The 20,483-nt window shown below is 59.3% G+C and carries 23 protein-coding genes; 22 read left to right on the forward strand and 1 reads right to left on the reverse strand.

Going from position 1 to position 20,483, the window contains the following annotated elements:
- The first annotated feature begins 3 nt into the window (after nucleotides 1-3).
- The 22 genes from AC1DA5_RS01465 (at nucleotide 4) to thiL (ending at nucleotide 20,054) form a co-directional block, all read left to right on the forward strand.
- Nucleotides 4-726: a purine nucleoside phosphorylase YfiH/LACC1 family protein gene (locus tag AC1DA5_RS01465; RefSeq protein ID WP_058236471.1), complete on the forward strand. Its 723-nt coding sequence runs from the start codon at nucleotides 4-6 to the stop codon at nucleotides 724-726.
- Nucleotides 727-784: 58 nt separating this feature from the next.
- A complete protein-coding gene (locus tag AC1DA5_RS01470; RefSeq protein WP_058236472.1) occupies nucleotides 785-1,252 on the forward strand; it encodes a cell division protein SepF in 468 nt (155 codons plus the stop codon).
- Nucleotides 1,252-1,560, forward strand: coding sequence for a YggT family protein (locus tag AC1DA5_RS01475; protein WP_058236473.1), 309 nt, complete (start codon nucleotides 1,252-1,254; stop codon nucleotides 1,558-1,560). Before AC1DA5_RS01470 ends, AC1DA5_RS01475 begins: the two co-directional genes overlap by 1 nt.
- Nucleotides 1,561-1,788: 228 nt before the next feature.
- On the forward strand, nucleotides 1,789-2,430 hold the full coding sequence (locus AC1DA5_RS01480; RefSeq protein ID WP_058236864.1) for a DivIVA domain-containing protein: 642 nt from the start codon (nucleotides 1,789-1,791) through the stop codon (nucleotides 2,428-2,430).
- 81 nt (nucleotides 2,431-2,511) lie between these two features.
- The gene (gene lspA / locus AC1DA5_RS01485) at nucleotides 2,512-3,030 is read left to right on the forward strand and encodes a signal peptidase II (protein ID WP_257525445.1); all 519 of its coding nucleotides are present in this window, start codon (nucleotides 2,512-2,514) and stop codon (nucleotides 3,028-3,030) included.
- Nucleotides 3,023-3,949 (forward strand): RluA family pseudouridine synthase, encoded by a 927-nt coding sequence (locus AC1DA5_RS01490; protein WP_058236866.1) that lies wholly within the window; start codon nucleotides 3,023-3,025, stop codon nucleotides 3,947-3,949. The genes lspA and AC1DA5_RS01490 overlap by 8 nt, the downstream gene beginning before the upstream one ends.
- Nucleotides 3,946-4,425, forward strand: a complete 480-nt coding sequence (locus AC1DA5_RS01495; protein WP_058236474.1) for a GNAT family N-acetyltransferase — start codon at nucleotides 3,946-3,948, stop codon at nucleotides 4,423-4,425. The genes AC1DA5_RS01490 and AC1DA5_RS01495 overlap by 4 nt, the downstream gene beginning before the upstream one ends.
- Before the next feature lie 5 nt (nucleotides 4,426-4,430).
- Nucleotides 4,431-7,979 carry a DNA polymerase III subunit alpha gene (gene dnaE / locus AC1DA5_RS01500; protein WP_058236867.1) on the forward strand — a complete coding sequence of 1,183 codons (3,549 nt, stop codon included), beginning with the start codon at nucleotides 4,431-4,433 and terminating at the stop codon, nucleotides 7,977-7,979.
- A 15-nt stretch (nucleotides 7,980-7,994) separates the two neighbouring features.
- Nucleotides 7,995-9,320, forward strand: a complete 1,326-nt coding sequence (gene hisD, locus AC1DA5_RS01505; RefSeq protein ID WP_058236475.1) for a histidinol dehydrogenase — start codon at nucleotides 7,995-7,997, stop codon at nucleotides 9,318-9,320.
- Nucleotides 9,313-10,437, forward strand: coding sequence for a histidinol-phosphate transaminase (locus AC1DA5_RS01510; protein ID WP_058236476.1), 1,125 nt, complete (start codon nucleotides 9,313-9,315; stop codon nucleotides 10,435-10,437). Before hisD ends, AC1DA5_RS01510 begins: the two co-directional genes overlap by 8 nt.
- Nucleotides 10,434-11,036 (forward strand): imidazoleglycerol-phosphate dehydratase HisB, encoded by a 603-nt coding sequence (gene hisB, locus AC1DA5_RS01515; protein WP_058236477.1) that lies wholly within the window; start codon nucleotides 10,434-10,436, stop codon nucleotides 11,034-11,036. Before AC1DA5_RS01510 ends, hisB begins: the two co-directional genes overlap by 4 nt.
- Nucleotides 11,036-11,701 (forward strand): hypothetical protein, encoded by a 666-nt coding sequence (locus AC1DA5_RS01520; protein ID WP_058236478.1) that lies wholly within the window; start codon nucleotides 11,036-11,038, stop codon nucleotides 11,699-11,701. The genes hisB and AC1DA5_RS01520 overlap by 1 nt, the downstream gene beginning before the upstream one ends.
- Nucleotides 11,698-12,354: an imidazole glycerol phosphate synthase subunit HisH gene (gene hisH / locus AC1DA5_RS01525; RefSeq protein ID WP_257525446.1), complete on the forward strand. Its 657-nt coding sequence runs from the start codon at nucleotides 11,698-11,700 to the stop codon at nucleotides 12,352-12,354. The genes AC1DA5_RS01520 and hisH overlap by 4 nt, the downstream gene beginning before the upstream one ends.
- A gap of 31 nt (nucleotides 12,355-12,385) precedes the next feature.
- Nucleotides 12,386-13,123: a bifunctional 1-(5-phosphoribosyl)-5-((5-phosphoribosylamino)methylideneamino)imidazole-4-carboxamide isomerase/phosphoribosylanthranilate isomerase PriA gene (gene priA, locus AC1DA5_RS01530; RefSeq protein WP_058236479.1), complete on the forward strand. Its 738-nt coding sequence runs from the start codon at nucleotides 12,386-12,388 to the stop codon at nucleotides 13,121-13,123.
- The gene (locus tag AC1DA5_RS01535) at nucleotides 13,120-13,842 is read left to right on the forward strand and encodes an SseB family protein (RefSeq protein WP_074026157.1); all 723 of its coding nucleotides are present in this window, start codon (nucleotides 13,120-13,122) and stop codon (nucleotides 13,840-13,842) included. Before priA ends, AC1DA5_RS01535 begins: the two co-directional genes overlap by 4 nt.
- 69 nt (nucleotides 13,843-13,911) lie before the next feature.
- Nucleotides 13,912-14,994 carry a hypothetical protein gene (locus AC1DA5_RS01540; protein ID WP_058236481.1) on the forward strand — a complete coding sequence of 361 codons (1,083 nt, stop codon included), beginning with the start codon at nucleotides 13,912-13,914 and terminating at the stop codon, nucleotides 14,992-14,994.
- A gap of 269 nt (nucleotides 14,995-15,263) precedes the next feature.
- A complete protein-coding gene (locus AC1DA5_RS01545; protein ID WP_058236482.1) occupies nucleotides 15,264-16,568 on the forward strand; it encodes a hypothetical protein in 1,305 nt (434 codons plus the stop codon).
- Between the two features lie 271 nt (nucleotides 16,569-16,839).
- Complete coding sequence (gene infC, locus AC1DA5_RS01550; protein WP_227469198.1) at nucleotides 16,840-17,556, forward strand: translation initiation factor IF-3; 717 nt, start codon at nucleotides 16,840-16,842, stop codon at nucleotides 17,554-17,556.
- A 52-nt stretch (nucleotides 17,557-17,608) separates the two neighbouring features.
- On the forward strand, nucleotides 17,609-17,809 hold the full coding sequence (gene rpmI, locus AC1DA5_RS01555; RefSeq protein ID WP_058236483.1) for a 50S ribosomal protein L35: 201 nt from the start codon (nucleotides 17,609-17,611) through the stop codon (nucleotides 17,807-17,809).
- A 32-nt stretch (nucleotides 17,810-17,841) separates the two neighbouring features.
- Nucleotides 17,842-18,225, forward strand: a complete 384-nt coding sequence (gene rplT / locus AC1DA5_RS01560) for a 50S ribosomal protein L20 (RefSeq protein WP_058236484.1) — start codon at nucleotides 17,842-17,844, stop codon at nucleotides 18,223-18,225.
- Nucleotides 18,226-19,065 (forward strand): TrmH family RNA methyltransferase, encoded by an 840-nt coding sequence (locus AC1DA5_RS01565; RefSeq protein WP_227469197.1) that lies wholly within the window; start codon nucleotides 18,226-18,228, stop codon nucleotides 19,063-19,065.
- Nucleotides 19,062-20,054: a thiamine-phosphate kinase gene (thiL, locus tag AC1DA5_RS01570; RefSeq protein WP_058236485.1), complete on the forward strand. Its 993-nt coding sequence runs from the start codon at nucleotides 19,062-19,064 to the stop codon at nucleotides 20,052-20,054. The genes AC1DA5_RS01565 and thiL overlap by 4 nt, the downstream gene beginning before the upstream one ends.
- 29 nt (nucleotides 20,055-20,083) lie before the next feature.
- Here thiL and AC1DA5_RS01575 read toward each other — a convergent pair.
- On the reverse strand, nucleotides 20,084-20,483 hold a 400-nt coding region (locus tag AC1DA5_RS01575), incomplete at its 5' end, for a hypothetical protein (protein WP_480289073.1).

Genomic DNA, 20,483 nt, shown 5'->3' on the forward strand with positions numbered 1-20,483 from the left:
AACATGATCACACCGATCGAGTGGGCAGGCGCCCTGATCACGCACACTGAAGCGGGGTCGGGCACCTGCCCACTTCGCAATAACGTGGGATACCACGTTGGCGATGATGCTCAGGCAGTGGCGAAGCGCCGCGATCACCTGAGCAAGCTGACCGGAAGCCCGCTGACCTGGATGGACCAGACACACTCCACGCGTGTCCGCGTCGTCGATGCGATCAGCGACCACATTGACGCAGACGCCCTCGTCGTCAATCTGGCCGAGGGGCCACGCACGGGACTGGCCGTGATGGTTGCCGACTGCGTGCCTGTGTGCCTGAGTGCAGCTCATGGGACGATCCTGGCGGCGATCCACGCCGGACGCACGGGGCTGCTCGGTGGAATACTCAGCGCGACAGTTCGCCGGATTCGCCGCATGAGCGCGGAGCCGATCAGCGCCTTTGTCGGCGCCTGCATATGCGGCCAATGCTACGAGGTGGACCGCGCGCTGTGGGACGACGTAGCAGCCGTTCGACCACATATGTGTACCCACACCAGTTGGGGCACCCCCAGCCTTGATCTTCGCGAGGGGGTATGCAGCGAACTGCGCGAAGCAGGCGTCGACACAATTGAACACGACCTGCGGTGCACCCGGGAAACGCCGGCCCTCCACTCCTACAGGCGCGACCCCACCTGCGGACGCCAGGCATTGATCATTTCGCCATCGTTGCGACATGCCGAGGCAACTTGAGGCCTGTGCGTTATCTTCTCGATTAGCGTAAGATCAGCGGCCTGACAGAGGAGAAACGATGGCGGAATCATTTTCTACGCGCGCGAAGAAATTCATGGGATGGGACACATCCGACGACGAGTTCGATGAACCCGAAATGGAACAGGAAGAGCCCGGACAGTGGGCAGACGTCACTGAACTGTCCGACTATGAACCCACACCTGCAGTGCGCCGCACTGAAACAGTGCAGCAAACTGAGCCGAATGATCTGGCCCGAATTCAGACCATTCACGCCACCTCCTATGCGGATGCGCGCAGCATCGGCGACGCCTTCCGCAGCGATATCCCTGTCATCGTCAACATGACCGACCTGCCTGACAATGAAGCGCGCCGCGTGATCGATTTCTCCGCCGGGCTGGTGTACGGCCTGCGCGGACACTTTGAACGCGTGACTCAACGCGTCTACCTGCTGTCGCCGCGATCTGTCAAGGTGTCATCCGGAATGGCCCCCTCCCACGGTGCGGAGCTGTTCAGCCAGGCAGAGTAATGCCCGTGTACATACTCGGCGCCGCTGTACACTTCTGTGCCAGCTTGTACCTGCTGGTGCTGTTTGGACGGATGATCTTTGACTGGATCCGTATTCTTGCCCGCGACTGGCATCCGCGAGCAACGGCCGTCATTGTGATCGGTAATGTGCTCTACGCGTTGACTGACCCACCTCTGCGTTTCCTGCGTCGCTACATTCCGCCGCTCAGACTGGGTAACGGGATCGCACTCGATGTCGGTTTCATGGTGCTGTTCATCGGTATTCTGCTTCTTCAGCGCGTTGCACGATTGATGATGGTATTTGGCTAGTTAGGCGTTCAAACGGTAGATTAATTGAAACGCATATTGGAATGTGATGTCGCTGTGACTGAAGTTGCCTCAGTGATTCATGTGTCCGATAGAATAAGTATCACTTACAATCAGTGTCATCAGGTTGAATGCTGGTGACACCACGATCGTCGGGCGGTTACCAATCGGCGTTCGACAGGGCAGATACCGAGAGGTGAGGAAATGGACGAGCCCACAGGTCAGGAACAGATTCAGCTGCTGACAACGGACGAAGTTCTGAACAAGAACTTCCAGGCAGTGAAGTTCCGTGAAGGCTACGACCCCGTCGAGGTTGACAATTTTCTCGACCGAGTCGTTGCGACGATCTACTACCTGAACATGGAGAAGCAGAATCTCCAGGAAAAGCTTGAAGCAGCCGAACGCCGCATCACCGAACTCCAGGAAGGTTCGGCCGACGCATCTGGCTTCTCCACTCCTGCCGAAACTGCTCAGCCTGTTGTCGAGGAAGAACCGCAGGTCGCGCAGCCCGAACCAGAACCAGAACCAGAACCCGTTCAGCCTGTGCAGCCGGTTCAGCCTGCCACGCCCAGCGAACCCGAATCCGCAACCTCGATGCTTGCTTTGGCGCAGCGCGTCCACGACGAGTACGTGCGCGACGGCCGCGAAGAATCAGAACGCATCATTGCTGAAGCTCGCACCAAGGGCGATGAGATCGTTGCCGACGCAGAGAGCAAGCATGAAACGATCCTTGCTCAGCTCGACCAGGAGCGCGGACTGCTGGAAAACAAGATCAACGAGTTGCGTGGATTCGAGACGGAATACCGTCAGTCCATCCGCACTCACCTCGAGAAACTTCTGACCGAAGTGAACGAGGACAGCTCGGAAAACTGACGTTTCTCAAGCCAATGACTGTGTGGCGGCGGCGTACCAGACGCTGCCGCCACATTTATGCCCCACCTGTTAGGAGAACATGTGTCAACGAGTCCAGCTGCAACGAATGTGTCACGGCGCCCACTGGTCAGCGCCATAGTCGTAGCACTCGTCGCACTGATCAGTGACCAGGTCACGAAGTTCTGGGCTTTGTCCTCGTTGTCCGAGGGGCAGCGCCGTCCACTTATTGGTGACTTCCTGAGTCTCCAGCTGGTCAGGAACTCCGGAGCCGCCTTCTCGATGGGGGCAGGCTCAACGTGGATTTTCACGATCATCTCAGTGGTCGTGCTCGGCGTCATCATCTGGGTCCTGCCGAAAATCACCTCCACGAGTGTGGCAGCCGTGGTGGGTCTTCTTGCCGGGGGAGCGGCGGGTAACCTAGTGGATCGCCTCGTGCAGCCTCCCTCGTTCGGGCGCGGACACGTCGTTGACTTCATCAACTACAACGACTACTTCGTTGGCAACGTTGCCGATATCTGGATCGTTGTGGCAGCAGTGTTGATGGTGATCATCTTCCTGCGAACAGAACACTCCCATTCCGGTGCGCGCACCGATGAGTGACGAGTTCGAGCACCGCTACCTGCCAGTGCCGGACGCGCTGGTCGATACCCGCGTGGACGTGGCACTCTCACGCATGCTCGGCATGTCACGCTCTCAGGCCGGTGACCTTGTCAGCGCAGGACACGTGCGCATCAACGGTGCCGTCAGTCGGAAGTCGGACCGGCTCAGCCTTCAGGACCTCATTGAAGTCGACATACCGCAGCACCGTGTGCAACCCGCACCCGTGACCGGCATGGACATCCTCTACGATGATGACGACATCGTCGTGGTCAACAAACCTGTCGGCGTTGCGGCACACACGGGCCCGGGATGGACCGGTCCCACAGTGATCGGCAACCTGGAAGCCGCAGGCTTCCGCATCGCACTGTCAGGCCCGCCCGAACGCCAGGGAATCGTGCACCGCCTTGACGTGGGTACATCTGGCGCCATGATGGTCGCCAAATCCGAACTGGCATATTCGGTGATGAAACGGGCCTTCAAGGAACGCACCGTCACGAAGATTTACCATGCCGTGGTCGCCGGACACTTGGATCCGCCATCGGGCACCATCGACGCGCCCATTGGCCGCCATCCGTCGCGCGAATGGCGCATGGCCGTTATCGAAGGTGGCAAGCGTGCCGTGACACATTACGACACCCTCGAACTCATGGCTGGTGCAGCCCTGCTGTCAATCCACCTGGAAACCGGCCGCACACACCAGATCCGCGTCCACATGGCAGCGGTCAACCATCCGTGTGTCGGCGACGTGTTCTACGGCGCTGACCCCACGCAGGCTGAACGCCTCGGCTTGGAACGTCAATGGTTGCACGCCGTCCAGCTCGGCTTCGCACACCCACGCACCGGCAAACACGTCACCGTGGACGCACCGTACATGGACGACCTTGATGCTGCCCTCACCCTCCTGAGAAAACCACGATGACCACTCTTCACGTCCGACGCGCCACCGACTCCGACCGCTTCGCCATTATCTCGATCAGGTGGGATGTGTTCGTTGTTGAACAGCACGTTCCTATGGTCCTTGAAATTGATGCACGCGACTTCAACCCCGCCGTCACCCAATTCATTGCCGAGGACGAGGCTGGCCACCCTGTTGGAACCGTGCGCCTCATCCCGGATGGTGATGATTGCTATCACCTGGGGCGCCTTGCTGTCAGACAGGAGGCACGCGGCAGTGGATGCGGAGCCGCCCTCGTCAATGCTCTGCACGAAGAAGTCAAACGACGAACCCCTGCCGGCAGGCACGCCCGGGTCGACCTCGACGCGCAACTGCAGGCACAGGGATTCTACGAACGCCTCGGATATGTGTCACACGGCGACGACACATTCTGGGATGCAGGAATTGAGCATCGTCACCTCGCTCAGCTCATCGAGGGCACTGCAGAACCATTAAGATGACACGTATGGCCACCCGTGACAGTTTCGTTCATCTTCACAACCACTCCGAATACTCCATGCTGGACGGCGCAGCGAAAATCGCGCCGATGGTTCAGGAAGCTGCCCGCCTCGAACAACCGGCAATCGGACTGACCGATCACGGATACCTGTTCGGCGCCTTCGAATTCTATTCAGCGTGCAAAGATGCCGGAATTAAACCCATCATTGGCCTTGAAGCATACGTCACTCCCGGCACGTCCAGATTTGACACGAAGCGTGTCCACTGGGGAGAACCGTGGCAGCGCAGTGACGACGTTTCGGCCAATGGCGCATACAACCACCTGACACTGCTGGCCTACACGACCGAAGGCATGCTGAATCTGTTTCGCCTTGGTTCACGCGCCTCCACGGAAGGACAGTTTGGTAAGTGGCCGCGTGCCGACAAGGAACTGCTGCAGGAATACCACGAAGGGTTGATCGTTTTCTCAGGGTGCCCGTCGGGAGCCGTCCAAACCCATATGCGGTTGGGTCAGTGGGATGAAGCAGTGCGTGAAGCAGGGGAGCTGCGCGACATTTTCGGGCCGGAGAACTTCTATGTCGAAGTCATGGATCACGGCATCGAATTTGAACGACGCACACGCAATGACCTGCTCAAATTGGCCAAGCTCATGGATGCTCCACTGGTAGCGACCAACGATGCGCACTACGTTAAAAATGAAGACCGCGATGTGCAGGACGCGTTATTGTGCATCAACTCGGGTGCCAAGCTGGCTGACCAGGACCGCTTCAAATTCGACGGCGACGGCTACTATATCCGCTCCAGCGAAGACATGCGTCGCACCTGGGCTGAACTGCCCGAAGCATGCGACACCACCCTGGACATTGCTGAACGCTGCGACGTGCACTTCACCACCACCAAAGAGGGCGCCAACTACATGCCCGATTTCCCCGTGCCCGAGGGCGAAGACAAAACATCGTGGTTCATCAAGGAAGTTGAACGAGGGCTGGCCGACCGTTTCCCGGACGGCGTTCCTGATGACGTGCGTAAACAGGCTGAATACGAAGAAGACGTCATTATCTCGATGGGGTTCCCCGGCTACTTCCTGACGGTGGCGGACTACATCAACTGGGCCAAGCATCAGGGCATCCGCGTGGGGCCTGGCCGAGGCTCCGGTGCTGGCTCCATGGTGGCCTACGCGATGCGTATCACCGAGCTGAACCCAATGGAACACGGCCTGATTTTCGAACGCTTCCTCAACCCCGAGCGCGTCTCCATGCCTGACTTCGATGTGGACTTCGACGAACGTCGCCGCGACGAAGTGATCGAATACGTGAAACGTAAATACGGCGAAGACCGGATCAGTCAGGTCGTCACCTTCGGACGAATCATGACGAAACAGGCACTGAAGGACTCAGCACGACTGCTCGGCTACGACTTCAAGACAGGCGAGCAGCTCACCAAGGCACTGCCCCCGGCAGTGATGGGCAAGAACATTTCAGTGCACGGCATTTTCGACAAGGAAGACAAGCGCTACGGCGAGGCAGCGGAGTTCCGTAAATACTACGAGGAAAATCCGCAGACTCACGACATCGTCAACCTGGCGATGGGACTGGAAGGACTGACACGACAATGGGGTGTCCACGCATGCGCGGTGATCATGTCCTCGCATACGCTGACCGACATTATTCCGATCATGAAGCGCCTCGCTGACGGCGCGATCATTACGCAGTTCGACTATCCCACGTGTGAAGCGCTGGGGTTGCTGAAGATGGACTTCCTGGGGCTGCGAAACCTCACGGTCCTGTCAGACGCCCTCGAAAATATCAGGCTGAACAACAAGGATGTCCCGGACCTTGATCAGTTGCCGCTCAACGACCCGGCAACCTACGACCTGTTGGCACGCGGCGACACGCTCGGCGTGTTCCAGCTGGATGGCTCGGGGATGCGAGAACTTCTCAAACTGATGCGCCCCGACAACTTTGAAGATATTTCAGCTGTGGGCGCGTTGTACCGACCCGGCCCGATGGGCGCAGACTCGCACACGAACTACGCTCTGCGTAAGAACGGGCGTCAGGAAATCACTCCCATTCACCCTGAACTTGCTGAGCCGCTCAAAGACATTCTGGGCACTACGTACGGTCTGATCGTCTACCAGGAACAGGTCATGCAGATCGCGCAGAAACTGGCCGGATACTCACTGGGTCAGGCAGATATGCTCCGACGCGCGATGGGTAAGAAGAAGAAAAAGATTCTGGACCAGGAGTTCGGACCGTTCTCGCAGGGGATGCGCGAACATGGCTATTCCGATGATGCGGTGAAAACACTGTGGGACATTCTGGTTCCGTTCTCGAACTACGCGTTCAACAAGGCGCACTCGGCGGCGTACGGATTGGTGTCGTACTGGACTGCCTACCTCAAGGCGAATTTTCCCACTGAATACATGGCCGCATTGCTGACCTCGACCAAAGACAACAAGGATCGGCGAGCCTTGTACCTGGCTGAATGTCGTCACATGGATATCACCGTTTTGCCCCCCGACGTCAACGCTTCGATGGGCACGTTCGCGCCAGATGGGTCGAACATCCGTTTTGGCCTGTCTGCGATCCAGAACGTCGGCGCGAACGTGGTGGACGGTATCGTGCAGGCGCGCTCGGAAAAAGGCGCGTATACCTCCTTCCAGGACCTCCTGGACAAGGTACCTGCCACCGTGTGCAATAAGCGCACCATCCAGTCACTCATTAAGGCCGGCGCCTTCGACTCTCTGGGGAAGAACCGGCGCTCCCTGCTGTCCCGCTGCGACGAGGCCGTCGACGCGGTCACCGACCTGAAACGCAATGAGGCCATCGGCCAGTTCGACCTGTTTGCCGCCATGGGTGGAGCAGCAGCACCTGTACAGTCCTCCCTCACGGTCGAAATCCCTGACCTGCCCGAATTCGATAAGCGGCACAAACTGGCCGATGAACGCGAAATGCTTGGCCTGTATGTCTCCGACCATCCACTGCGCGGTGTGGAAGCGGCGCTGCGCCGATACCAGGACATCGACATCGCCGCGATCGTCTCCTCCGAAGAAGCCATGGCGGACCGCAAGGTGCGCGTCGCAGGACTGGTGTCGTCGGTTCAGATGAAGGTCACCAAGCAGGGCAACCAGTGGGCGATCGCAACGGTGGAAGACCTCAGCGCTTCCATCGAAGTGCTTTTCTTCCCTCGCTCGTTCGAAACAATTCAGTCCTACCTGGCTACCGACACGATCGTCCAGGTCGAGGGGCGCGTCACCCAGCGCGATGAGAACGTCGAACTGATCGGCCAGGCCATGACGTTGCTGGATCTGCGTGACGATCAGGACTCCCCGCTGGACCTGCAGATGACTCCTGGCCGATGCACTCGCTCAATGCTGACCGAACTCAAAGACGTGCTGGAAGCTTTCCCAGGCGAATCACCTGTGCGCATCCACTTGCGCCAAGGCGGGCGCGTCACAATCGTCGAAGTTGACCCGAAGTACCGCGTCGAAAAATCCAGCGCATTTTTCAGCCAGGTCAAGGCCGTGGTCGGAGCAGACGGAGTGATGACCTCCTGAGTTAGGCTAAGAGTTATGAAACGCATGGATCTTCGCGGCACCAGTGCCACCACAGATGCAATCCGCCGTCAACTGCCACGAGCTGCATTCGACATCACCGCAGCGGTCGAGGCTGTCACGCCGATTATCGACAGCGTCATCCACGAGGGTGCGAGCGCCATCAAGGACTGTGCCGAGCGTTTCGACCATGTGCGTCCCGATCGCCTGAAGGTACCGGCCGACCAGATCCGTGCCGCCCTCGATGGACTTGACCCTGCGGTGCGCGGCGCGCTGGAAGTGTCGATCGAGCATAACCGCGCCGGCCACACTGTCCAGCTGCCCACCACGCAACACGCCACCATCATTCCCGGCGGCACGATTACCCAGCGGTGGGTACCAGTGCAGCGCGCCGGTGTCTACGTCCCAGGTGGCTTGGCTGTCTACCCCTCCTCAGTTGTGATGAACGTGGTGTGCGCGCAGGTCGCCGGCGTCAGCTCAATCGCCCTGGCTTCACCGCCGCAACGCGAGTTCGGCGGACTGCCGCACCCGACAATCCTTGCAGCGTGCGCACTGCTGGGCGTGGACGACGTGTGGGCAATGGGTGGTGCGCAGGCAATCGCCGGCCTTGCCTACGGATTTGACGACGAGGGTGACGTGTGTGAACCGGTTGATGTCGTAGCAGGACCGGGCAACATTTATGTGGCCGCAGCTAAACGGGTGGTGTCTGCTCACGTGGGGATCGATGCGGAAGCGGGAACCACTGAAATAGCGATCCTTGCCGATGGTGATGCTCACCCCGCTTTCGTTGCCGCTGACTTGATCAGCCAGGCGGAACATGATCCTGCTGCCGCATCTGTTCTGATCACGGACAGTGAGCCGCTTGCGGATGCAGTGGAAGCTGAGATTCAGCGGCTGGCACCGCTGACCGCGCACACCGAACGCATTATGACGGCGCTGAGCGGACCGCAGTCGGGCATCGTTCTCGTCGATGATCTGGATGCTGGGCTGCGCGTTGTGGATGCGTATGCTCCCGAACACCTCGAAGTACAGACTGAGAATGCTGCCGAAGTAGCGCTGCGCGTGCGCAACGCAGGTGCCATTTTTGTCGGCCCGTACACGCCGGTACCGCTGGGCGACTACGTTGCAGGCTCCAACCACGTCCTGCCCACAGGAGGCACCGCCCGCTACGCTGCCGGACTGAACGTGGGACAGTATCTGCGCAGCCAGCAGGTCGTCGAGTATTCACGCGATGCGCTCGAAGCGCTCACCGATGACCTCAACACGCTGGCATGTGCCGAAGACCTGCCGGCGCACGGAGCAGCCGCGCTGATCCGACGCGAGGAAGGCGGACGCAATGACTGATTTACGTTTGCCGCTGCGCCCTGAACTTGCGGGACTGAGCCCGTATGGCGCGCCCCAACTGGAGGTGCCCGTACGCCTGAACGTCAATGAGAATCCGTGGGCGCCTTCTGACGAGCTGGTTGACGATATCGCGCGCTCAGTGGCTCGCGCCGCCAGCGGGCTGAACCGCTACCCGGATCGCGATTTTCTGGAACTGCGTGGGGAACTGGCACGATATCTGGCTGACGAAAGCGGTGTAAGTGTTCCGCCCGAACATGTATGGGCAGCCAACGGTTCCAACGAAGTCATGACCCAGATTCTGCAGGCATTCGCCGGCACGTCACGGACCGTCGTTTCATGTGCCCCGACATACTCGATGTATCACGAGTACGCGCGCGACACGTGCTCACGGTGGGTCACGTGTGATCGGCACGAGGATTTTTCCATCGACCTGGATGCTTTGCGCGACCTGCTCGAAACTGAGCATCCGGCAGTCGTTCTGCTGGCCAGTCCGAACAATCCCACCGGAACAGCACTGTCACTTGACGACATCCGCTCCCTGGCTGACGACACACGATTCAGCGGGCCTGTCGGGCCGGACGGACAGCCCACAGCGAGCCTGCTGGTCATCGATGAAGCGTACGCGGAATTCAGGCGTGCGGGGACATCCTCGGCACTCGAACTCGTTGAGCAGAATCCGCACGTGGTCGTCTCCCGCACCATGTCGAAAGCATTTGGAATGGCGGGGCTGCGTCTGGGATACATGGTGGCCTGCCAGGACGTCATTGACGCGATCATGCTGGTGCGCTTGCCCTACCATCTGTCAGCCATCACGCAGGCAGTGGCACTGGCGGCGCTGCGTCACCGTGAAAGCCTCATGCAGCAGGTGGCCGACCTGCGTGACAGTCGGGACGCCCTCGCGCACTGGCTGGAATCACGAGGGCTGCAGGTGGCTCAATCTGACGCGAACTTCATTTTCTTTGGACGTTTCGATAACCGGCAGGACATCTTTGACAAGCTCCTGGAGCGGGGCGTGTTGATCCGCGTCGTCGGCCCTGACGGCTGGCTGCGGGTCAGCGTAGGGACACCTGAGGAAAACCAGCAATTCATGACGGCACTGGAGGAGGTTCTCTCATGAACGCGCGAACTGCGACAATTGACCGCGAAACATCAGAGTCAACAATTCACCTGGAAGTGAATCTTGACGGCAGCGGCGTGACCAACATTTCGACTGGTGTGCCGTTCTACGACCATATGCTCACCGCATTTGGGCGTCACTCCCTGATCGACCTGACTGTTCAGGCGCGCGGGGATGTGGACGTGGACGTGCACCACACTGTCGAAGACACCGCGATCTGCCTGGGCCAGGCCATCAAGTTGGCGCTTGGTGACAAGGCAGGAATCCGCCGTTTCGCAGATGCTACGGTGCCCCTGGACGAAGCCCTCGCTCATGCTGTTGTGGACATTTCAGGGCGGCCGTACCTCGTGCACGAGGGCGAGCCGGCCGGCCAGGAATACCACCTCATTGGCGGGCACTTCACCGGCTCCATGACACGACACGTGTTTGAGTCGCTGGCCTATAACGCCGGAATCTGTCTGCATGTGCGTCTGCTTGCCGGTCGCGACCCGCACCACATTGTGGAAGCGCAGTTCAAGGCACTTGCCCGCGCGATGCGCGGCGCTGTTGAACCGGATCCACGGGTGAGTGGCATTCCGTCTACCAAAGGAGCACTGTAATGGTCCAGGATGTTCCTCAGCGTCCTGACGATGAGGACATTGACGCTAAGTTCGCGGGAATCGTTGCGGACTTCGAGCGCTCAAGCGCACCTGCCGAACGGCATGACCTGGACACTCCGGTTGATGAATCCTTGCACCTGGAAGGTGGATCCCTGTCGGTCGCATTGGTGCTCACACCGATTCCGTCAGCCGAGGCGCTGCACAAACTCCTGCAGCTGGCCGGGCTTTCCGTCCACGTCGTCCCGATTAAGCCGTGGACCGCGATTTGGCTGAAAGTTGATTCCAATCAGCCGATGACCGAGGAAGACGAGCTGGCCTCACTGATGGGCAAGTGCCGCTCCATGCCACCCGAAGTGGATCAGGTGGCACGACTGACCTCACGCCTGTCCAAGCTGGGCTCCGTGGCAATCATGTCGTGGCTGGTTGAAGGTGACGAGGAAGATGTGGAGCCGGGTGTATCCGGACAGATCAGTGCACGCCGATACGTGTCGGGCGAGCCGGAAGACGATATTCCAGCTGGCGTGCTGATCGGATCAATGCCGGTGGCCCTTGAAGACCTGCTGCTGGGCAGAACCACCCCGGATGACTACAACGGGTCGGTCGCACCTGATGGCACATGCCTGAAGCGGCCACGCGGCCCATTAGGGTGGTTCAGAAAACCATGAGCATGATGCAGCGACGCCCTCGAATCGTCGTCTTGAAATTCGGGTCAGGTAACGTGCGCTCAGCGTGCAGTGCGCTGGAACGAGCCGGTGCCGACGTCTCACTGAGCGCCGATCCGCAGGAAGTCAGCGAAGCTGACGGCCTGGTGGTGCCAGGTGTGGGAGCATTCATCACGGTGATGGACCAGCTGCGCGCAGTGCAAGGCCTGAGGATGATTGAACGCCGGATCGCAGGTGCAAGGCCCGTGCTGGGAATCTGCGTCGGGCTGCAGATCATGTTCGACCGCTCCACTGAAAAGGGCACGACCGAGGGCCTGGGGCAGTGGGACGGAACCGTGGACCGTCTGGACGCGCCCATCATTCCACACATGGGGTGGACACAGGTTGAAGCCGCATCCGACACGACACTGTTCGACGGACTGGATGAGGAGTACTTCTACTTCGTGCATTCCTACGCCGTGATGGATGATCCGGCTCAGACATCTCGCCCTCGCACCGCAGCTGCTCCGCAGACGAGCTGGGCAACCTACGGTCAGCGCTTTGTCGCAGCCGTGGAAGACGGAGCGCTGAACGCCACACAGTTCCACCCCGAAAAATCTGGTGCCGCCGGCTTGAAGCTGCTGCAGAATTGGTTGGCGACCACCGTGTCTGACTAAAACCGCTCTATCTGACTAGAAAAGGTGACTGATGGATACTCCGTTGATTCTTCTGCCTGCCGTTGACGTGGTTGAGGGGCAAGCAGTGCGCTTGCGCCAGGGTGAGGCAGGAACGGAAACACAGTACGGCGTACCCCTGGAAGCTGCACAGGCGTTCACCCACGCAGGCGCCGCGTGGCTGCACCTGGTTGACCTGGATGCCGCTTTTGGACGCGGATCCAATATCGACCTGCTGGCTGATGTCGTACGCCAGATCCCGCTGCACGTTGAACTGTCGGGCGGCATCCGTGATGACGCCTCACTTCAGCGCGCCCTGGCCACCGGTGCACGCCGCATCAATATCGGCACGGCAGCGCTGGAAGACCCCGAATGGACCGAATCGATTATCCAGCGTTACGGCGATCAGGTTGCCGTGGGCCTGGATGTGCGCGGTGAGACTCTGGCAGCACGAGGCTGGACGAAACCAGGTGGAAATGTCTGGAAGGTCCTGGAGCGTCTGAACGAGGCTGGCTGTGCCCGATATGTGGTCACCGATGTGGCGCGTGACGGCATGATGCAGGGGCCGAATATTGATCTGCTCCGCGCCGTATGTGAACGTACCGATGCGCCGGTTGTCGCCTCGGGCGGTGTGTCCAGCATTGACGATATTCGAGCCCTGCGTGAACTGACGTCGATCGGCCTGGAAGGTGCAATCATTGGTAAAGCCCTGTACGCCGGGGCGTTCACGTTGGAAGAGGCGCTGGAAGCGGCCGGCCCTCAACAGTCATGATGGAACTGAGCGATGAGCAACGCGACAAGATTGCGCAGCGCCTGACACTGCACACCGACTCATCGGATTGTGGCCAGACGTTGCCGTTGACGCGTCACGCACTCGGACTGCCAGCCGGTACCCGCAGCGAGCAGGGCGAGCGCCTCGAACAGCTTGTTCACGCACTGAGCAGTGAGCGCGTCATTATTCCAGTTGTCCTCAATGGCGGAAACTCTGACAACCACGTGGAGTTCACCAGGGCGGAAACACCTGAAGGCCCGGCATTGGCCGTGTTCACGTCAACGGATGAGCTTGCAGCGTTTGACCCACAGGCACGCCCATTGCCTGTCTCAACGCGCCTTGCCGCGTTGAGCGCCCTCGTCGAAACCCGAGGGCTGATAGTGGCCGATCCGCGCGGTGCGAATATCGTGATCCCGCGCCCCGCGTGCAATTCGCTGTCAGTGGGGGACAGGTGGCTGCCCGCGTGGAAAGATCGCGAACTTGCCGCCGGTCTGCTGCGCATCATTATGGACGAGGGTGTCCGATGCGTGGTCGATGTGCGTATCCATCATGGAGGCGGCAGTCGCGTCATCGTCGAGCTGTGCGCGGCCGCCGGTGGTGATGAGCGAGCGGTCCGACGCGAATTGTCGCGCGCAATCAACTGCATTCACGGCAGTGATCGCCTCAAAGCTGCGGCTGACCAGATCGTGATCGCGCCAACGTGGGTTCAGGCGGTATAGCTGTTAATCCTGAACGTGGTCTCTTACGATGATCGTAACTTGTCGCGACGCAGGTAAGGAGATCAGCCGATGTTGCAGCACGCACCGAATTCCGCCCCATTTCAGTTATCCAACCTCCCGGTCACGACACCCAGGAAGAAAGCCGGCCTGATTATTGGCATCGTATGTGCAGTGGCCGCTGTGGTGGCCGTGGCTGTCATTGTGATGGTGATGATGGCCCGCCCGTCGCAATCCGACAACCCTGAGGTGTTTGTTCGCCAGTACATTGAGCATCTTGCCGCCGGACAGGCTGAAGATGCCCGGGCGATGGAAAGAGACAGTGTTTCTGATGACGACGGCACATTCACGGAGGCGAGAACTGATGCGGTGCTCTCAGGCGCTTCTGAACGAATCGTTCTAGGCAGCATCGAAGCTAGAGACACGTCTGAAGACGGAACGCATCTATTCGGCGTCACTTACCTGCTGGGCGAACAGGAATATGAAGCGGAAATCGGGGTGAGCCGGCCCGTTGGTGACGATACCTGGCAGATCACCAGGTCGCTGGCTGAGACGGTCGTATTTCCCTCTGGCCTTGCCGATCAGCTGACGATTGGGGACAGCTCACTGGAGACGGTCCCTGACAACGCACTGGCGGTGCGTCTGTATCCTGCGCACTACGAACTCCATGCGGAGGCCACATACACCGACTTTGTGACATTTGGCGATCAGGATCTGATTGTGGCACCTGACGACAGTGATCGATACGCTCCTGAGTCGGTTGTTGAGTGGGAGCCGGAACTGACCGAGCAATTCACTGCGGCTTTTGTTGACCGCGCGAACGCTTTCCTGCACGAATGTCTGGAAGAGCGCGACAATCCTGATGAAGAGTGCGGATTCATTTATGCTGTCTACACAGACGGGCAATCAGAATCAGCCACCCTCAATGGAGAACTGACCACTGCCAGCCCCGCCGACAACCAGCTTGTGTCGATGGCACACTCCACGGGGATTCCGGACATGCAAACAGACGTGACGAGCGTGACACTCCATTTCAGGGATGACGGGCTCAACATACCAGACAAGGAGCAAAAACTCGCCGTCCAGGGCACGGTCGAATTATCGAAGGAATCAAATCCTGTTTTCCATATGCGGATCGTGACTCCTGAGGACTGAAGCGGGAAGATTGTTGTCAAAATGTTGCCTTAAAAGGATGCCTACGCAGCCCAGAGCTTCAACTCTGCAGTGATGGAGGCGATTCCCCTCACGAGGATGAGCTCGAGATGGTCGGAGCCGTTACTTTTGATGACAGTGGAGCCCCTGCATACTCGTTCGACTTCCCCTTCCAGTTCTGAAAGCGGGCGCGATCGGCCATTTCACGATGAAAGTTGACTAGGATAGAAGCGCTTTCATGCGCTAAATCTTTTTACCGGGAGTATGGCACTATGTCTGAAAATGCGAATGGCAACGACCTGAATTCACACTCCGAAACTCAGGGGAGTGCTGACTCGTATATGCCTCCGCCACCACCGCCCGCTGATTCGCCAGAACCGCAGCAGGGGCAGGCACAGCAATACGCGCAAGCGACGCAGCAACCGCAGCAATATGCCCAGCAGCAGTACTATCAGCAGCCCAACCCGCAACAGTACTCGCCGCAACCACAGCCGCAGTTTGCTGCGATGGCTTCTGGCGCCGGGTCTTCCTACGCAGCGACCACGACTAAGTCCTCGTCCGGCAAGACTGTCCGCATCGTGTTGGTGTTCATCGGCGTATTGATGACACTCGCGTTGATCGGGACAATCGCTTTCTACATCCTCAACAGCACGCGGACCCCTGAAAAAGCTGCTGAAGAATACCTGGGATATCTTGCAGCGGGTGACGCGAATGCTGCATCGCAGATGGTGGACCCAGGCAAACCCAATAATCAACGAGCGTTTCTGACAAACGAAGCAATGGCCGGCGCGACCGCGCGAATCGAGAACTTCTCGGTGACGCGAGCTGATTCCGGCAGCGATGACTATTCACTCAGCTCCGACAAGCCGCGCGGAGTAACGCTGGATGTCGAATACTACCTTGATGGGCAAGTCGTCGATACGACACTTCAGGTCACCCCTGCCCAGCCCACCTTCCTCGTTCTCAAGAACTGGAAGATTGACGACACACTGGCCACAGAGATCACCCTCCAGCCAGGCACTTTTGACTCGGTCACCATCGGCTCTCAAAGCGTTCCGATCACGAACGATGATCAGAACTCCCAGGAGTATCAGACGTTTTACCTGTACCCCGGAATCTACCCAGCGCAGGCATCCTACGGATCCAATGAGTATGTGAACTATCCCGACAAGAGCCTGATCGTGGGGGGCCCGGAGTCATCCTCGACGCTCTGGTGGGACGCACCCGAACCGACCGAAAAACTGCAGACACTGATGCTTGATCGGGCCAAGGAATTCGTGGAAAGCTGTGCCTCCCTCGACGGTGGAAATCTGAATGAAGCATGCCCCAGCGGCGTGCAGAGCACCAAACTCGCTGTTCTGGAAGTGACCAAACTGCCCACCACCCTCGAAGACGTCTCCGCATTTGAGTTCGTCACGGATAAGGCCACGATCAAGACCCAGACAAATCCGACCGAATTCAACAAGAACCCCTCACCGGACAACGTTGAATTCCGTGTGTCAGGCCAGGTGACATTCCCCGAGGGAAGCACTGAACCTGAAATCACTGAACTGAGGTCGTCAGGATCATGGTGGTAAACCGCGGGTGATTCGCATACCACCGCATCTCGGTGACGAAGGCCCTGTGTGTGACCAGATGTTGCACGCGGGGCCTTCCACATCTGGCAGTGTGAGGCACCCCATGACGATCCTGCCTAATCTCGCTGGATTTGCCTTCGACGGCAGTGATACAGTAGCTGTCGATTGTCCGGGTACCGTACCCGGGACGTAAGCGGAGATACTCCCACCTTGATTCCCGCCTCAGGGGATCGGGTTCCTGGCTTGAGCCGATGCTGCATGCAGCATCGCTGTGGCCACGTGGTGTCAGTCTCCGTTGCGTTGCGCACGGAGATTTTTTCGTGATGCACCACCATGGAAGGAGCCACCCATCAGCGAGCCTCGGATCAATGAGCGCATCAAAGTAAACGAAGTACGTCTTGTCGGCCCATCGGGAGAACAAGTCGGAGTCGTGCGCGTCGAAGACGCATTGCGTCTGGCAGACGAAGCAGGCCTCGACCTCGTTGAAGTGGCACCCAACGCGAAACCTCCAGTAGCCAAATTGATGGACTACGGCAAGTACAAGTACGAAGCCGCACAGAAAGCGCGCGACGCGCGACGCAACCAGGCAAACACCCAGCTCAAAGAGATCCGTTTCCGCCTGAAGATTGATGACCACGACTTCAACGTGAAGAAGAACCACGTGGAGCGTTTCCTGAACCAGGGAGACAAAGTCAAGGTCATGATCATGTTCCGCGGACGCGAGCAGTCTCGCCCCGAAGCGGGAGTTCGTTTGCTGGAACGTCTGGCAGAAGAGGTCGGTGACATGGCGACGGTCGAATCCGTCCCACGTCAGGATGGCCGCAACATGACGATGGTGCTCGCCCCAACGCGACGCAAGTCAGAAGCAATGAGCGAACAACGCCGCCGCCGCAAGGCTGAGCGCGAAGCCCGCCGTGACAAGCAGGCAGAACGTTCCAGCAAGGAGCAAGCTCGCAGCGCCAGGAACGCTGAAAGCGCGGAACAGTAGCTACTTTCTTGGCACCAGTGCCAAGAGGTGTTGAAGGTTAGGAAACGACACTATGTCAAAAGGAAAGAACAAGACGCACTCAGGAACCAAGAAGCGCTTCCGCGTGACCGGTTCCGGCAAAATCATGCGTGAACGTGCTGGTAAGCGTCACCTGCTCGAGCACAAGTCTTCACGCCGTACTCGCCGCCTCTCCCGTGACCAGGTGCTGGCACCTGCAGATGCGAAGCGAGTTCGTACCCTGCTGGGTAAGTGATAGCGAAGACTTGTAGGTAAGGAGATAACAACATGGCACGTGTGAAAAGGTCTGTCAACGCCCGCAAGAAGCGTCGCACCACACTTGATCGCGCATCCGGATACCGTGGGCAGCGCTCACGCCTGTACCGTAAGGCAAAAGAGCAGGTCACTCACTCTTTCGTATACAGCTACCGTGACCGTAAGCGCCGCAAGGGTGACTTCCGTCGCCTGTGGATCCAGCGCATCAACGCTGCCGCACGCGCAAACGGCATGACGTACAACCGCCTCATTCAGGGTCTGAACCTTGCCGGCATCGAAATCGATCGCCGCATGCTGGCCGACCTGGCAGTCAACGACGCAAACGCCTTCGCAGCAATTGTGAAGACTGCCCGTGAAGCGCTGCCCGAAGACGTCAACGCCCCCAAGGCATCCTGATTGACTCACAATTTTCATCCTGAGCGCCCGCCTGTGATGGACAACCCGCGTGCCGACCGCGTGCGAACAGTCCGTTCACTCGGCGGGCGCTCAGCACAATCACGCACCGGACTCCTCCTGGTTGAAGGCCCAGGAGCAGTCCTCGAACTGGTGACATGGCGCCCCGAGTGCGTCACCGACGTCTACGTCACCGAACGAGTCGAGGAATCCCAGCCAGAAATCGTGGAGCAGGCCCGCCAGGCCACACGGTGGGTTCACCGCGTCACCGACGAGGTTGCTCACGCGATGTCCCCTGACTGTCAGGGCATCATCGCGGTCGCTCGACACGACGCGATTGTTACGCAGATGCCGAGCGTTGACGGACTGGCAGTGATCCTTGCGCGCATCCAAGACCCCGGCAACGTCGGTACGCTGATCCGCACGGCCGATGCGATGGGTGCGCAGTGCGTCCTGACCACGGTGGGCACCGCTGACGTTCGCAGCCCGAAAGTGATCCGCTCAACAGCGGGATCAGTGTTCCACCTGCCGATCATGTCAGGCCTGACTTTCGATGCGGCGATCGAGCGCGCTCGCACCTGGGGTGCACTCGTCCTTGGGACGTCCGGAGGCCACGGATCTGTCAGCCTTCTCGACATTGACGAGGGCGACTCGCCGCTCCTTTCCCGCACACACGCATGGGTTTTCGGCAATGAAGCGCGAGGCCTGTCACCCGATGAAATGCGTCAGTGCGACCATCTGGTGTGCATCCCGATGGCAGGGAAAGCTGAATCTTTGAATGTGGCCTCGGCGGCAGCAATGTGTCTGTATGCGTCAGCACGCTCACGTACACTGACAGCATGAAGGTCCGAGACTGTGATGAAGGCGACCTGATCGCCCGTTTTGTCAATGTTCTTCCCCAAGGTGAGCGCACCATCGTCGGTTCAGGTGATGACTGCGCGCTGATCTCCTGCCCTGAACCCTCATTCCTGGTGACCACCGATACATTGGTCGGAGAGAGTCACTTTCTGAAAGCCTGGTCCACCGGCGCTGAAATAGGTGCGCGGGCTGCGGCCCAGAATCTGGCAGACATCGCTGCGATGGGCGGGCGCACGAGCGCGCTTGTCGTGTCCCTTGTTCTGCGCGGCGACTACGACGTTGACTGGCTTGTGGACATGGTGCAGGCCTTCGGTCAGCGTGCCCGTGAAGCGGGCGCAGGCGTGGTTGGCGGCGACCTGACCGGGGGAGAGGAACTGATCATTTCAGTCACCGCACACGGGTGGGTCGATGGGCCTCCCGTCCTGCGTTCAGGTGCACGACCCGGTGACATCGTAGCGATAGCCGGAACATTGGGGCGTTCCGGCGCAGGCCTGGAATTGCTGTCACGCCGCATCGTTGACCCCTCAGTTCATGACGATATCCTGCTGGGAGATTTCGCTGAAGCGGTGAGGATTTACCGTGCGCCCGAGCCTCCGCTGGAAGCCGGTCCGATTGCCGCTCGCCACAATGCCCACGCCATGATGGATGTGTCCGACGGGCTGGTGCGTGACGGAGGCAGGATGGCACGCGCGTCGGGTGTGATGCTTGAAATCGATTCGTCCCTGCTGGCCGATGACGTCGAGGCATTGGATGCTGCTGCACGGGCCTGTGGACATCACGCGATGGATTGGGTCCTTTTCGGCGGTGAGGATCATCCGATGTTGGCTACTTTCCCGCCTCAGGTTGTGTTGCCCTCACCGTTCAGGGCAATTGGCGTGATCGGAGCAGTGAGCCCGGGAGATCAACCTGGGATTCGTCTTGATGGGCAGCGACTGAGTGGTGGCTTCGACCATTTCCGTCAAGACAATAGTTAAACCGATACACTAGGACTACGTGTAACCTGTCAATACGCTAGTGAGGGGACTTCATGAGCAACGAAAACGTTCATGATAGCAACCAGGACGCTCAAGTCCAGGGATCGCAACCAAGTGAGCCTGTGACCGAGCCGGAAGCCGCCGAAGAACAGCCACTCAGTCAGCCGGAGCAACCTGCGCAGCAGCCGCAGTTTCAGCAACCAGTTGCTGACCAGTCGCAGGTGCAGCAGGGCCAGCCCTATGCTCCACAGCCCATGCAACAGCCGCAGTACCAGCAACCGGTTCCGCCGCAGCAACCGCAGTACCAGCAGCCTTATGCTCAGCCCGCTCCTCAACAGCCTTACGCGCAGCCGGGCCAGCCCTATGCTCCACAGCCCATGCAACAGCCGCAGTACCAGCAGCCGGGCCAGCCCTACGTGCAGCAGCCTG

It is taken from the genome of Pauljensenia sp. C0254C2 (assembly GCF_056583835.1).